At 42.0% G+C, this 14,614-nt stretch carries 11 protein-coding genes; 10 read left to right on the forward strand and 1 reads right to left on the reverse strand.

Annotation, left to right across the window (positions count from 1 at the left end):
- The first annotated feature begins 57 nt into the window (after positions 1–57).
- The 8 genes from FS608_RS22915 (at position 58) to manA (ending at position 11,522) form a co-directional block, all read left to right on the forward strand.
- Positions 58–1,860, forward strand: coding sequence for a sensor histidine kinase (locus tag FS608_RS22915; protein WP_144554886.1), 1,803 nt, complete (start codon positions 58–60; stop codon positions 1,858–1,860).
- Positions 1,853–3,361 carry a response regulator transcription factor gene (locus FS608_RS22920; RefSeq protein WP_144554887.1) on the forward strand — a complete coding sequence of 503 codons (1,509 nt, stop codon included), beginning with the start codon at positions 1,853–1,855 and terminating at the stop codon, positions 3,359–3,361. The genes FS608_RS22915 and FS608_RS22920 overlap by 8 nt, the downstream gene beginning before the upstream one ends.
- Before the next feature lie 17 nt (positions 3,362–3,378).
- The gene (locus tag FS608_RS22925; RefSeq protein ID WP_144554888.1) at positions 3,379–4,791 is read left to right on the forward strand and encodes a glycoside hydrolase family 1 protein; all 1,413 of its coding nucleotides are present in this window, start codon (positions 3,379–3,381) and stop codon (positions 4,789–4,791) included.
- Between the two features lie 36 nt (positions 4,792–4,827).
- Positions 4,828–5,736, forward strand: a complete 909-nt coding sequence (locus tag FS608_RS22930; RefSeq protein WP_144554932.1) for an ROK family protein — start codon at positions 4,828–4,830, stop codon at positions 5,734–5,736.
- Between the two features lie 20 nt (positions 5,737–5,756).
- Positions 5,757–6,623, forward strand: a complete 867-nt coding sequence (locus FS608_RS22935) for an ROK family protein (RefSeq protein ID WP_144554889.1) — start codon at positions 5,757–5,759, stop codon at positions 6,621–6,623.
- Positions 6,624–6,909: 286 nt separating this feature from the next.
- Positions 6,910–8,664: an ABC transporter ATP-binding protein gene (locus tag FS608_RS22940; RefSeq protein ID WP_144554890.1), complete on the forward strand. Its 1,755-nt coding sequence runs from the start codon at positions 6,910–6,912 to the stop codon at positions 8,662–8,664.
- 7 nt (positions 8,665–8,671) lie between these two features.
- On the forward strand, positions 8,672–10,492 hold the full coding sequence (locus FS608_RS22945) for an ABC transporter ATP-binding protein (protein WP_144554891.1): 1,821 nt from the start codon (positions 8,672–8,674) through the stop codon (positions 10,490–10,492).
- Between the two features lie 82 nt (positions 10,493–10,574).
- Entirely contained in the window at positions 10,575–11,522 is a 948-nt protein-coding gene (manA, locus tag FS608_RS22950; protein ID WP_144554892.1) for a mannose-6-phosphate isomerase, class I, read from the forward strand.
- A 254-nt stretch (positions 11,523–11,776) separates the two neighbouring features.
- Here the strand turns inward: manA and FS608_RS22955 are convergent, their stop codons facing one another.
- Positions 11,777–12,802, reverse strand: a complete 1,026-nt coding sequence (locus FS608_RS22955; protein ID WP_144554893.1) for a 5-methyltetrahydropteroyltriglutamate--homocysteine S-methyltransferase — start codon at positions 12,800–12,802, stop codon at positions 11,777–11,779.
- A gap of 224 nt (positions 12,803–13,026) precedes the next feature.
- On the opposite strand from FS608_RS22955, the gene FS608_RS22960 reads away from it, so the two are divergent.
- Entirely contained in the window at positions 13,027–13,989 is a 963-nt protein-coding gene (locus tag FS608_RS22960) for a bile acid:sodium symporter family protein (RefSeq protein WP_144554894.1), read from the forward strand.
- A 256-nt stretch (positions 13,990–14,245) separates the two neighbouring features.
- Positions 14,246–14,419: a hypothetical protein gene (locus FS608_RS30510; protein WP_186328862.1), complete on the forward strand. Its 174-nt coding sequence runs from the start codon at positions 14,246–14,248 to the stop codon at positions 14,417–14,419.
- Positions 14,420–14,614 lie beyond the last annotated feature (195 nt).

The following is a 14,614-nucleotide window of genomic DNA, read 5'->3' on the forward strand; positions in this document are numbered from 1 at the left end:
CCGTAGTTTCCAGTGGTAGACTAGAAAAAACAATAAGTATAATTTGAGGACATCAAAATGGGATTAAGAAGAAAAGGAAGTTATACTCAAAAAATATTTAATAAACTATTCTTGGCATCATCTATCACTATTATTTTAACTATCATTGTTTTAATCGTTACGATTACGAACTATTACTCCGAAGTGATTATTCAAAAAGAAGTGAACGTCAATACCAGAACGATGGAGCGGGTGGAGGATTATTTTACCGCTAAAGATGCAGATATTAATCGATCCAAAAGGGATTTTTATGTTAAAGGGGAAGTCATTGATGATATGTCCTTTGCCCTTCAAAACGGGTATGCGAAATATTTGGAATATCGTCTCGATAAATTTTCGGAGGGCAAGTCCTTTGTACCGAATAATATTGATACGTATTTCAATGCCTATTTCGGTCAAGACAGCGATATTAACGCAATCAGTTTACGTTCGTTGGAAACCCCTTCTGTAGAATACCTGCTCATTTTTCAAAATTTACGATGGAATAAAAGCATTATCGATTCTCCCAGGCATTTAGGCAGCCTGTATCTTTCAGAAGAGATTCCCAATCTTGGCAGGGATGGTATTCCACGAGGCAGGCAGCTAAGAGATACCTTTACCAAACAGATTGTCGTTAACAATCCAGTGACCTTGAAAAAAATAGGTGAGATTACTATTTTTTATTCTACTAATCGTCTAGACAAAATGGTCAAAAAGCGCGAGGGAGTGCCTGCTTCCTTTTTTATCATGGATGCTGAAGGCAAAATCATCTATTCCGTCAATAAGGGTGATGTTCCCTTAGATATGATCAAACAGATAAAGCCTGAAACAAATGAGAAAAAAATAAAGTGGCAGAATGACCATTTTTATATCAGTACCATTGCGAACCAGGGGGATTATACGTATGTCAGTGTTATTCCCGACAGAGGATGGCAAAAGCTTACAATCGTCAGGGGAACCATGTGGGGCGTCATTATATTTTTCATCACTATTTCCATTTTAATTTCCTATTCCTTTACTCGAAATTATTCAAGGCGTATTAATAAGATTGTTTCGATTATTCGGCAGGTTGAGAACGGAAATCTGGATGCCAGGATACCGGAATCCAAGCATGAAGATGAATTATCAAGGATTGCTGTCAATATCAATTCGATGTTAGATGAATTGAATAATTATATTGAACAATTTTACCTGTTAAATTTAAAACAGCAGCAAGCGGAATTGAAAGCGCTCCAGGCCCAAATCGATCCTCATTTTTTATTTAATACGTTAGAGGCGATACGGATGGTGGCTGTCGTAGAGGGTTCAAAAACTTCTAGTAAAATGATTTTCCATTTATCAAAGCTATTCCGCTACTCGTTAGAATCAAAAGACACGGTGCCTTTATATACAGAAATTGAATATGTCAATCAGTATTTAAAATTAATGCAATTTAAATTCCCAAACAAACTACAGGTTGATCTTCATATACCTAGTGACGTGGAGCAAACACCTGTGCAAAAGCTCATTTTGCAGCCGATCATCGAAAATTATTTTGTTCATGGTTTTAGAAAGGATTGCTCTGAAAATAAGCTGCACATACGTGCCACTCAGCTGGGGGAAACGTTGGAAATCACAGTGGAGGATAATGGTAAGGGGATAACGGAGGAGGATCTTGCGATGATTGTCCAGCATCTTAATTGTGAAGACGGAGATGAAATGGATTCAATTGGATTAAGAAATATCCATCAACGTTTAAAACTGAAATTTGGAAACGCATTCGGCATTTCTGTGAAAAGTAGCAAAGATAAGGGAACGATTGTGACACTTTCTATTCCAGTAAGAGGGACCAGCCATGTATAAGGTGCTTCTTGTTGATGACGAGCCGTTAATTACGATAGGCCTTCAAGCCCTCCTAGATTGGGAGGACGATGGCTTTGAAATTGTTTCGCGTGCCGAGAGTGGGGAAGAGGCTCTTGCCTATCTTAAAGAACATCCAGTCGATCTCCTAATTACCGATATATTAATGGGAGAAATGTCTGGGTTGGATTTAATTGAGGAAGCGAAAAAAATCCAGCCGAAGGTGAAATGTATCATTTTAACTGGTTATCAAGAGTTTGAGTATATTAAGCAAGGTCTGCTATTAGGGATCGAAAACTATTTAGTCAAACCTGTGGATGAGGAAGAATTATTATCGACCATACAAAATGTAGGCCGGAAAATGAATGCAGTGTCGGGAGGTAATCAGGCACAGGAACCGTCTACCCTAATGGACAATACCTTATGGCGGTTTTTAAATGGCGAGATTGAGAAGAACGACTGTCTGGAAAGATTGTCATTATATGATATCCAGTTTACTCAGCCGTATTATGCTGTTTCTATTTTAAGTTTTGAAAACTATTACAGAGATGAGATTTTAAAGGAAATCAGAACCTTTATTGAGGAACATTGCGCAGCCGTTTGTTTATTCAGTCCAAATCAAGACCTGGTCATTATTTTAGGGAGCGAAAAGGAAGAGGAACTGTATCGATATAACCAAGGCATGGTAGAGCAGCTAAAAGATGAAAAAAGAGGGGCCGGTTTATTCTATTTAGCAATGGGAAAGCCGGTAAAAACGGTAGACGAATTAGAAGAAAGTTATATGAGAGCAAGGGAGTATAGTTTATTGCAGCTATATTCATGCCCAAATGTTCTTCTTTCCGAACATTTGACGATTGATAAGCATGAAGAATTAAAAAAACAGCAAGAATTTAAAGAAACGATTGTTAAGCAGCTATTGAAAGCGAAGGGAGAAGTTTTACAACGGATTGATTCATTTTTTCAGGATCTCACCAAGAATTCTAGCTTTATCTCCCCGCCAGCTGCCAGGAAATATATCTTTGATTTACTTTCTTATATCCATTATTCGCTGCAGCCGAACGATCTCTCCTATCATACAGCTGCCATCGAAAGAATCGCGTATAGCTCTGATATTGATGAGATGAAAGCCATTTTGAAGGAATATTGCCAGGAATTAATTTTTTCAATCCATAAGCAAGTCAATAATCGCAGTCCGATTGTCCAAAATGTCCTTGATTATATCCATGCCCACTATGATGAAGGGATTTCGTTAAAAACATTGGGCCAGCAGTTTCATGTCAATGCCATCTATTTGGGGCAATTATTTCAAAAAGAAGTAGGGGCGGTTTTTTCAGAATACCTAAACCGATACCGATTGGAAAAGGCAAAGGAGCTCCTCAAAACCACCCATTACCGTGCAGGTGAAATTGGCAAAAAGGTCGGGTATTCGGATACGGCTTATTTCTATAAACAGTTCAAAAAAAGTGTGGGAACGACACCAAGTGAATGGAGAAAAATTAAATAAAAGGATGGTGATAATCAATGAATAATAGTTTGCAAGAATATAACCTTACCTATCGTTTTCCAAAAAACTTTTGGTGGGGAAGTGCCGCATCAGGCCCGCAAACGGAAGGCGCAGCGCTGATGGATGGTAGAAAGCAAAGTATCTGGGATTATTGGTACAGCGTGGAACCTGCTTGTTTTCATCATGGGGTTGGCCCAGAACATACATCGGATTTCTATCATCGGTTTAAAGAAGATATACAGCTGATGAAAGAAACGGGCCATAACTCCTTTCGGACCTCGATTCAATGGTCACGTTTGATTCCGGATGGAACTGGTGAAGTAAACGGGAAGGCCGTTGCCTTTTACAACCAGGTCATCGATGAATTGATTGCTCGAGACATTCAACCATTTATGAATTTATACCATTTCGATATGCCGATGTGCATGCAGGAAAAAGGTGGATGGGAAAGCCGGGAGGTCATCGATGCCTATGTGAATTATGCGGAGACCTGCTTTCGCTTATTTGGCGACCGTGTGAAATATTGGTTTACCTTTAACGAACCGATCGTCCCGGTCGAGGCCGGGTATTTATATAATTGGCATTATCCAAATATAGTGGATTTCAAACGGGGTGCAACGGTTGCCCACCATACCATTGTGGCCCATGCGAAGGCAGTAGAAGCCTTTAAAAAATTAAAGGTTGACGGGAAAATTGGCATTATCCTCAATCTCACCCCATCTTATCCACGGAGTCAGGATGCCGAAGATGTAAAGGCTGCCCATATTTCTGATTTATTCTTTAACCGCAGCTTCCTTGATCCGGTCACAAAAGGCGAATATCCTCGTGGTTTGGTTGATATTTTAAAAGAAAGAGACCTGCTTCCAACCGTGGAGGCCGGTGATTTAGAAGTGATCAAAAACAATCCGATTGATCTTTTAGGCGTGAACTATTACCAGCCGCGCCGTGTTAAAGCGAAAGAGAAGCCTGAGCCGGAGAATGCTCCGTTTATGCCGGAACATCTCTTTGATCCGTATATCATGCCAGGCAGGAAAATCAATCCGCACCGTGGATGGGAAATCTGCGAGGAAGTTATCTATGATATTATGATTGACCTCCGTGACAACTATAGTAATCTGCCATTCTTTATTTCGGAAAATGGAATGGGTGTTGAAGGGGAAGAAAAGTTCCGTCATGTGGAAGGGTTTATTGAGGATGATTATCGGATTGAATTTATCCAGGAGCACTTGAAATGGGTACATAAAGCCCTTCAAGATGGTGCGAATTGTTTGGGATATCACCTATGGACCTTCATGGATAACTGGTCATGGACGAACGCTTATAAGAACCGATATGGATTAGTGGAAGTAGATTTAAAGAACCATTTAACACGAACGGTTAAAAAATCAGGGAAATGGTATAAACAGTTGTCCGAAAACAATGGGTTTTAACGGAAGAGGACGAATTTGATTAAAAAGGTGAATCGGATGAAAGCTTACATGGTATTCGATATGGGCGGCACCTATATAAAATATGCTGTTATGGATCAAGAAGGAAAGAAATTAGAAAGCGGGAAGTTTCCGACTCCTTGTGAAGGATTAGAAAGTTTCTTGCAAAAACTTAGCCAAGTAACAAAAGAATATTCGAATTCATTTGAATTGCAAGGCATTGCTTTAAGTTCACCCGGTGCTGTAAATGTTAAAACGGGATTTATTGGCGGTGCCAGTGCGATTCCGTATATACATGGAGTTTGTATGACTGACCTCATAAGGGAGCGAACGGGTTTCCCGGTATCGATCGAAAATGATGCCAATTGCGCGGCTTTGGCGGAAGGATGGTTAGGTGCAGCAAAAGGCACGGATTACTATATTTGTATTGTCATAGGTACAGGAATTGGCGGCAGTATCGTCATTAACCAATCGATCTTACGCGGCGCATCTCTCCACGGCGGGGAATTCGGTTACATGATTATGGGACCACAGTCTAAAAATCCGCTTGATCAAACCTGGAGCAAGACTGCTTCAACCCATGCTTTAGTGGAGGAGGTTGTCAGGAGAAAGTCACTGGCAAAAGGAATGTTGAACGGTGAAGAAGTATTTCTTCTTGCCGATAAAGGCGACACGATTGCCAAGGAGAGTATTGCAGAATTTTATAAACGGCTCGCCATCGGAATTTATAATTTAAAATATGCCTTGGACCCGCAAAAAATCCTCATTGGCGGCGGCATCAGCAAGCGCCAGGAAGTGATTGACGGGATCAATCGTGAATTGAAGAGGTTAAGGGACGACATTTCAACGTTGCGAATAGAAGTGCAAGCCTGTCAATTTGATAATGATGCAAACCTAATCGGGGCATTGTTTCATTTCCTGAAGGGCGCAGGCCGGTTTAATGAATAATAGATTAGGAGGAGCTGCGAATGCTTGGTGGAATTGAAGCTGGCGGGACAAAATTTGTTTGTGCCGTTGGAGACGAAAAGGGAACGATCGTGGACCGAATTCAAATCCCTACCACTACCCCGGATGAAACGATTCCGAAGGTCATTGAATTTTTTAAAAAATACCCGATCGAAGCGATTGGAATTGGGACGTTTGGCCCGATTGATGTTAACCGGGAAAGTCCCACATACGGGCACATCACATCTACCCCAAAACCAGGATGGAAGGATTATCCGTTTGTGCAAGGGTTTGAGGATGAATTTGGGGTTCCCATCGGATTTAATACGGATGTGAATGCCGCCGCGTTAGGCGAGGCGACTTTTGGAGCAGCCAAAGGGATGGATAGCTGCTTGTATATAACGGTTGGAACAGGAATCGGAGCAGGAGCGCTCGTTCAGGGGCAGATGCTTCAAGGACATTCTCATCCGGAAATGGGGCATGTTTTGGTTAGGCGTCATCCGGAGGATCCATATCAGGGGCGGTGCCCGTACCACGGTGATTGTCTGGAAGGATTGGCGGCCGGCCCTGCCATTGAAGGGCGCTGGGGGCAAAAAGGAATGGAGTTAGTGGATAAAACTGAAGTATGGGAATTAGAAGGCTACTATATCGCCCAGGCACTGATGCAATATATTCTGATTCTTTCGCCGAAAAAGATTATCCTGGGCGGCGGCGTCATGAACCAGAAACAGGTATTCCCTTCTATCTACCAGCATTTGAATGAGTTTCTCCGTGATTATGTTTCATTGCCAGAGCTGTCAGAATATATTGTAAGCCCTGGTTTAGGCAATGATGCAGGGATTACAGGGGCGCTTTTGCTGGCCCATCAGGCATTGACTAAAGAGCAATAAATAATATTAATAGAAGAAACGTGCCACCTCGAACGGTGGTACGTTTTTTTGTGTAGGCAAAAGACTTTATTTTAGCCAATGAATCTATGGTTTTGCCAATAGGATGGGGGGAATCGTACTGCTAAAATAATGGAAAGGCTTACATAGGTGCCGGTTTATGGCACTAAAGGAGGTGGTGTTTATCAAAAATTTAGATAACCTAATTCAACGATTTTCGAAATATTTCTCACTTAAATCTATATAAATGTAAGGTATGTAAATTTTCAGGTTACATAAGGAGGAAAAAATGTTCGTTTTTAAAAAGTTAAAGTCGTTTTATCTTCCTTTTAAAAAGGATTTTATCTGGTCGTTGCTCTTTATGCTGCTTGTCGCTGCGATTACCGTCATCTATCCGGTCATTTTACAGGTAACCATTGATGATGTCGTGCTTGGGCGGAAATATGACTGGGTGCCTTGGATTGCCTTGGGATTTATCGTGATCATGGGGGTAAAGGCCTTCTCAACTTTCATTCAGCATTATTTGGCAGATATGTTCGGCATTAAATCCGTGTACTTGCTCCGAAATGCTCTATATGAAAAGCTGCAGCGGCTATCCTTCAGCTATTACGATAACGCAAAGACAGGGGATCTAATGTCCCGTTTGACCGCGGATGTGGAAGGTTTTCGTTTTTTTGTGTCCTTCGGCTTTAGCGAGGTCCTTCGCTTTGTCATTGTCGTGGGGACCAGTCTTTGTGTGATGTTCTATTATTCCGTTTCCCTGACTTTGGTCACGATGATGTCACTGCCTTTTTTAAGTGTGGTGGTTTATAAGTTCGATAGAGCCGTCCATCCGGCGTTCCGCGGGATTCGGGAATCGTTCGGCCGCTTAAATACCATGGTGCAGGAAAATATTAACGGGATCCATACGGTTAAAGCCCTGTCAAAAGAAAAGGAGGAAACGAAGCGCTTTAACTCCTCCAATCAGGAGTACAGGACCAAGCAGCTGGCTACGTCGGTGGTATGGTCGAAATATTTTCCGCTGATGGAGCTGATCGGCAATATTTCCGTTGTCGCCTTGCTAGCCTATGGCGGTTTTCAAGTGATCAGTGGAGCCTTAAAACCTGGGGAGCTTGTCGCCTTTTACAGTCTTGTTTGGTATATTATTTGGCCGATTATGAACCTGGGATTCACCATCAATATGTTCTCACAGGCAAAAGCTTCCGGCGAAAGGCTTCTTGAAGTTTTGGAAGCAGATGAAACGATTATGGATGGCGATGACATCAGAAATACCGGCAGAATGGCAGGAAAGGTGAACTTCGATCAGGTCACGTTCCACTATCAATCGGAAGAGGCGGCCGCACTGAAGGAAATCACTTTTTCCGCGCCTTCAGGAACAACCATTGGGCTTATTGGCGCAACAGGTTCTGGAAAAACCAGTATGATTCAGCTTCTGTCCCGTTTTTATGAACCGACGGCAGGAACGATTGAAATTGATGATCAACCTATTCAGGAATACGGGTTGAAAATGCTGCGTTCGCAAATTGGCGTTGTCTTACAGGAAACCTTTCTGTTTTCATCCACTATCAAGGCAAATATTGCTTACGGAAGGCCAGATGCGGCGATGGAGGAAATTATCGATGCGGCCAAACGGGCACAGGCTCATGATTTTATTATGGAGCTGCCTGATGGATATGACACCAAGCTGGGTGAACGGGGAATGGGGCTCTCCGGGGGGCAAAAACAGCGGATTGCGATTGCACGCGCCATTTGCATGAATCCGGCGATTCTCATTTTAGATGATTCCACTAGTGCGGTCGATATGGAAACGGAATTTCATATTCAAAAGGCCCTCCGAGAAGTCATGAAGGGGAGAACGACGTTTATTATTGCCCATCGTATTTCATCACTTAAGCATGCCGATGAAATTTTGGTGCTGGATCAGGGAAGAATCATCGAACGCGGCACACATGAACAGCTGCTTGCCCATGGGGGGGCTTACCGGCGTATCTACAATATCCAATATCAGGATCAGGAAGCAATTATGCAAAAGGCGGGAGGATAAGTGAAACATGGAGGAACAACGAAAGAAACAACTCATCCTCGAGCGGTTTCATTACTCTCAGGATGAAGTGATTGATAAATCGTTTAACTGGCAACAGATGTGGCGCTTGCTGCAATACTTAAAGCCCTATACAAAAAATTTACTTCCCCTTTCGTTTATGACAGTGATCATTTCAACCGCCATCCGTTTAATCATTCCGATTTTAATTGGCGTCTATACCCTTGACAAGGCGATTGTTGAAAAAGATACAACCTTATTGCTCCAGCTGATTTTCATCATTTCAGGGTTGTATGTTTTATCCTATTTTGTCAATTTGCTAAGAATCCGCTGGATGAATAAGCTTGGACAAAATGTCATTTATGATTTGCGGCAGCATTTGTTTACACATGTACAGTCTTTATCACACAGGTTCTTCGACCAGCGTTCGGGCGGGTCGATTCTTGTGAGGATTATGAATGATATTAATTCCCTGCAGGAGCTGTTCACAAGTGGTGTTATTAATCTATTAACCGATTTTCTCTTATTGCTGTCGGTTATTATGATCTTATTTTCTTTGAATGCAAAATTAACAATTGCGATTATGGTGATTTTGCCGATCATGTTTTTCATCTCCACCAGCCTGCGAAAAAAGATCCGTCTGCAGTGGCAATCGGTTCGGCTCGTCCAGTCGAAGCTCAATTCCCATTTAAATGAAAGCATCCAAGGCATCCGCGTCACGCAGGCCTTTACCCAAGAAAAAGAAAACATTCAATTTTTTAAGGGAGTCAACCAGGAAAACTTTGAAACTTGGAAACAAGCAGTCCATAAAAATGCCATGTTTGGACCATTTGTCGAGATCACCAATGCTTTGGGGACGGCCATCCTCATCTGGTACGGGGCTTTTCTAGTTTCGGGAGGTGAAAGTACAATCGGGGAATTTGTCTCCTTTGCCTTTTATTTAGGGATGTTCTGGGAGCCGATTTCGCGTCTTGGCCAGCTGTATAATCAGCTGCTGATTGGAATGGCTTCTTCGGAGCGGATTTTTGAGTTTTTAGATGAAAGACCGCTTGTGTCGGAAGCCTCCAAACCTATGATTCTCTCTTCTATTAAAGGACAGATTGATTTTGAGGATGTGGAATTTTCCTATGATGGATCAAGAAAAGCGTTAAATGGTATTTCTTTTTCGATAAAAGCGGGAGAGACGGTTGCGCTGGTCGGCCATACGGGCTCTGGGAAGACGACCATTGCTAACTTGGTCAGCCGCTTCTATGATTCTACCTCAGGTGTTGTCAAAATCGATGGTCATCCCATTCATGACTTGTCGATTGCGGGTCTCCGCTCGCAAATAGGTGTGGTCCTGCAGGACACGTTTATCTTTTCAGGAACAATTATGGAAAATATTCGTTTTGGAAACCCGGGAGCCAGTGACGAGAAAGTGATCGCTGCCGCGAAGGTAGTAGGAGCCGATTCGTTTATTAACCAGCTTGCGAATGGCTATCAAACCGAGGTGGAAGAGCGGGGCAATATCTTGTCGGTGGGTGAGCGCCAGCTCCTTTCTTTCGCCAGGGCACTTCTCGCTGAGCCAAAAATTCTCATTTTGGATGAGGCCACCGCAAGTATTGACACGGAATCAGAGGTCAAGATTCAAAAGGCATTAAGAACGTTATTAAAAGGAAGAACAGCAATTATGATTGCCCACAGGTTATCCACAATCCGGGAAGCCGACAACATCTTGGTTCTTGATCACGGTAATATCCTGGAGCAGGGAAATCATGAAAATCTCATGGCTAAACAAGGAATCTATTATGAATTAGTGAAAGCCCAATACAAAATGCTTGACCAAGGGTGACCATGGGGACGGTTCTTTGAGCTTTTTCGGGGCTGGGAGAATCGTCCCCGAGGTGGCAAATTTACATCATTAGGAGGAGGCTATTTTGCAGCCATTACTATTAAAACCTGTTTTTAAAGAGAGAATTTGGGGCGGGACGGCATTACAAAAGGAATTTGGATATGAAATTTCATCAGAACTAACAGGAGAATGCTGGGCTATTTCCGCTCATCCAAACGGCCCTTCGGTCATTGAAAACGGTCCATATGCCGGCATGACCTTGGACAATCTCTGGAGTGAGCATCCGGAGGTATTTGGAAGTCCAAAGAAAGAGGTATTTCCGCTGCTTACCAAGATCTTGGATGCCAATATGGATTTATCCGTACAGGTTCATCCCGATGATGCCTATGCAAAGGTGAATGAAAACGGTGAGCTTGGAAAGACAGAATGTTGGTATATTATCGACTGCAAAGAAGAGGCGGATATAATCTTTGGACATAACGCCCAATCAAAGGAAGAACTAATCCAGCAGATTAATGAGGGGGAATGGAACGGCCTGCTGCGCCGTGTTAAAATCAAGCCGGGTGACTTTTTCTATGTCCCAAGTGGTACGATCCATGCTTTGTGTGAAGGAACACTCGTATTGGAAACGCAGCAGAGTTCTGACACTACCTATCGGGTTTATGATTTTGATCGCAAGGATGCGGAAGGGAACCTGCGTGATTTGCATTTAGAAAAGGCGATTGAGGTAACGACAGTGCCTCATCAAAATGCAATGTGCTCGCCGCGAGTGGAGGAAGTCGAAAATGCCATGGTTACGACTTTTGTGGAGTCGGAATTTTTCTCTGTTTATAAATGGGATATCCATGGGAAGGTATCCTTTTCATTTGATGAGCAATACTTGCTATTCAGTGTGATTAAGGGCCAGGGATTACTCATACATAATGGTGAAAAATATGAATTCGGGAAGGGAACCCATTTTATTATTCCTGTTGGGTTTGGTGAGTTTGAGTTGGATGGAGAATGCGAGATCATTGTTTCGCATACTTAATTTTTAGGCTGTGTTAAAGATTTAATGTTGATTTTAGGGCTCTGTTGATTGAAGTGGAAGGCACGAAGACTCCTGCGGGAGTACGGGCAGGGGAGACCCCGCAGGCGCTAAAAGCGCCGAGGAGGCTCCCCGGCACGCCCGCGGAAAGCGAAGTGCCTGGAACGGAAATCAACAGACAAGTTTAACACAGCCAATTTTTAAAACCAAGGGGGCGGTTCTTGTGCTAGAACCGCCCCCCGCGCTTCCATTTTCTCTTATTTCCACGCATCGTTAGCAATCGAAATCACATGTCTAACTTTATCCCATTGCTGTTCTTCTGTTAATAGATTTCCTTCTTCGGTAGAAGAGAATCCGCATTGCGGGCTTAGGCAGAGCTGATCTAAGTCTACATACTTTGCTGCTTCTTCAATCCGCGCTTTGATTAATTCCGGGTCTTCTAACTCACCAAACTTCGAAGTGATCAATCCAAGAACAATTTGTAAATCTTTGCGATTGACGTGTTGAAGCGGTGCAAACCCACCAGAGCGCTCATCATCAAATTCTAAGAACAATCCATCTACCTTTAATTCGCCAAAGATATATTCAGATGCGTTATCATAACCTCCGCTTGCTGTGTAAGTCGATTTAAAGTTTCCGCGGCAGATATGCATCGTAATGACCATATCTTCTGGCTTGTTGGCAATCGATTCATTGATGGCACGAGTGAATAGTTTAATTAATTCTTCTGGGGTATAGCCTTTCTCGGCAATTTGTTGGCGGCCTTTCTCAGAGAAGAACACTGCCCATGAAGTATCATCTAGCTGTAGATAGCGGCAGCCTGCCTCGTAAAATGCCTGAATCGCTTTTTGGTAGGCTTTAATTAAATCATCAAAGAACTCATCTTTGTTTGGATAAGCTGCTTCCTCAATAACTCCTCTAAAGAAAAGCATATTTGGACTTGGAATCGTGAATTTTGCGACATGGTCACCTTGAGCTTTTGTTTGGACACCGTGAAATTGAATTCCTGCTTCAGCCTCGTAAAGCTCAACGCCCTCAAGTCCTGCTAGGAAGTCGAAATGCCACCAAGCACGGCGGAATTCTCCATCAGTTACAGCTGAAAGACCTACTTCTTTCTGTTTTTCTACTAATCTAATGATCTCTTCATCTTCAATCGCACGAAGCTGTTCCGCTGTGATTTCTCCGTTTTCTTTTTGAAGACGTGCCTGTTTTAGTCGTACGGGACGAAGGAAGCTTCCGACGTGATCGGCTTTGAACGGTGCTCTAATAAGTATTTTTGTCATTTTTTGTAAGATCCTTAATAAATATAATTTTAATTATATATTTAATTTTCGAAAAATGCTTAGCTGAAAGACCTATTAAAAATTCTCATCAAACCTGTAAACCCTTACATTTTGCGGTGAAATTATTATTGTGCAGAAAATATTGATTTTTTTAAATATTTATTCTAATATATAAAAATATTAATTATTCGGAAAAACGAAATAATTTAGGGAGGTACTATATTATGGGAATCATCGAGAAAATCAGCGGCTTTGCTGGAAAGACCTTTACAGTATGGGTATTAATCTTTGCTGTTGTTGCTTTTAATTTTCCATCTCACTTTGTGTGGTTAGGAGGATATATTGTTCCTTTATTAGGGATTGTTATGTTTGGCATGGGGCTGACACTGGAATTATCAGATTTTAAAGAAGTGTTTAGAAGACCAAAGGAAGTAGCACTTGGGGTTATCGGCCACTTCATCATCATGCCGCTCTTAGCGTTTATCTTGGCAGTTGGACTTGATTTACCGAAGGAAGTTGCGGTAGGGGTTATTTTAGTAGGATGCTGCCCGAGCGGAACTGCTTCGAATGTTATGGTGTTTTTAGCAAGAGGAAATGTAGCACTCGCGGTTGCGATTGCCTCTGTTTCTACGATTCTTGCACCAATTGTCACACCATTACTTATTCTTTTATTTGCAAGTAAGTGGGTGGATGTCAGTGTGGCATCTTTATTTCTATCAATTGTACAAGTTGTCATTGTTCCGTTGGCGCTTGGCTTTATTATTAAAAAGTTCTTCGGAAAACAGGCTCAAGCTGGTGCAAAGGCATTGCCGCTTGTTTCCGTTATTGCGATAGTGTTAATTGTATCTGCAGTTGTAGCGGGCAGCGCGGCGAAGATTGCGGAAACTGGTTTGTTAATTTTTGGCGTAGTCATTCTTCACAATCTGTTAGGATTCTTGATTGGATTCTTCTTTGCCCGTTTATGCGGGATGGATCTGGCGAAACAGAAGGCTGTCGCAATGGAAGTCGGTATGCAGAACTCCGGTTTGGGAGTAGCTATTGCTACTGCTCATTTCTCGCCATTAGCAGCAGTACCAAGTGCAATTTTCAGCGTTTGGCATAATTTATCTGGTTCGGTTCTAGCAAATATTTTTAGCCGGATGAAGGAGAAGGGTCAAACCGAGGAAAGTATTAAGCGCGCGGGTTAATTTTAATCAGCTCTCAGCCTAATTGGGCTGAGGTTTTTTTTTCTTGGATTTTGTTTGACAGTGGTACATTTCATAATTTTTTCATATTTTCTTCACTGAAAGTACACACCAAGTGGATAACATAGATAGGGAAGTGGTAATACCATTTCTACAAATTCTTGCAGTCAAAAAGTGAATAGAACTATGCTTTCGGGGTTTATATTGTTAGCCAGAGGGAAAAATAGTAAAAGATAACTTGGAAAGGGAGGAATGAAAAATGGATGTTCCATTAACATCAAAGGAAGTCATTACTCAGATCCAGAAGTTACAGAACCAAGGTAATTCTCTACGTAAAAAAGAGGTAAAACAACTTTATCCTGATTTAATGCGGAGTGCTTTGCATTACTACCCAAGTTGGCAACATGCCATAGAAGAAAGTAAAGTAAGTTAGGATATCTAATTTACATCAAGACATTAGATTATTATGAGCTCTGTTTACAAAAAAAGGCTTCACTCCCAGTGAAGCCTTTTTGTTATGCTTAAAAGTTTCTTTAGAGCAATACTAAACTGCGTTACAGTATTAATACCTATTTTTAAGGTAAAAGAAAAATAATAGTTTATTCTTCCGACAATAAGGAGATAACTA

The organism is Bacillus sp. X1(2014) (assembly GCF_007678255.1).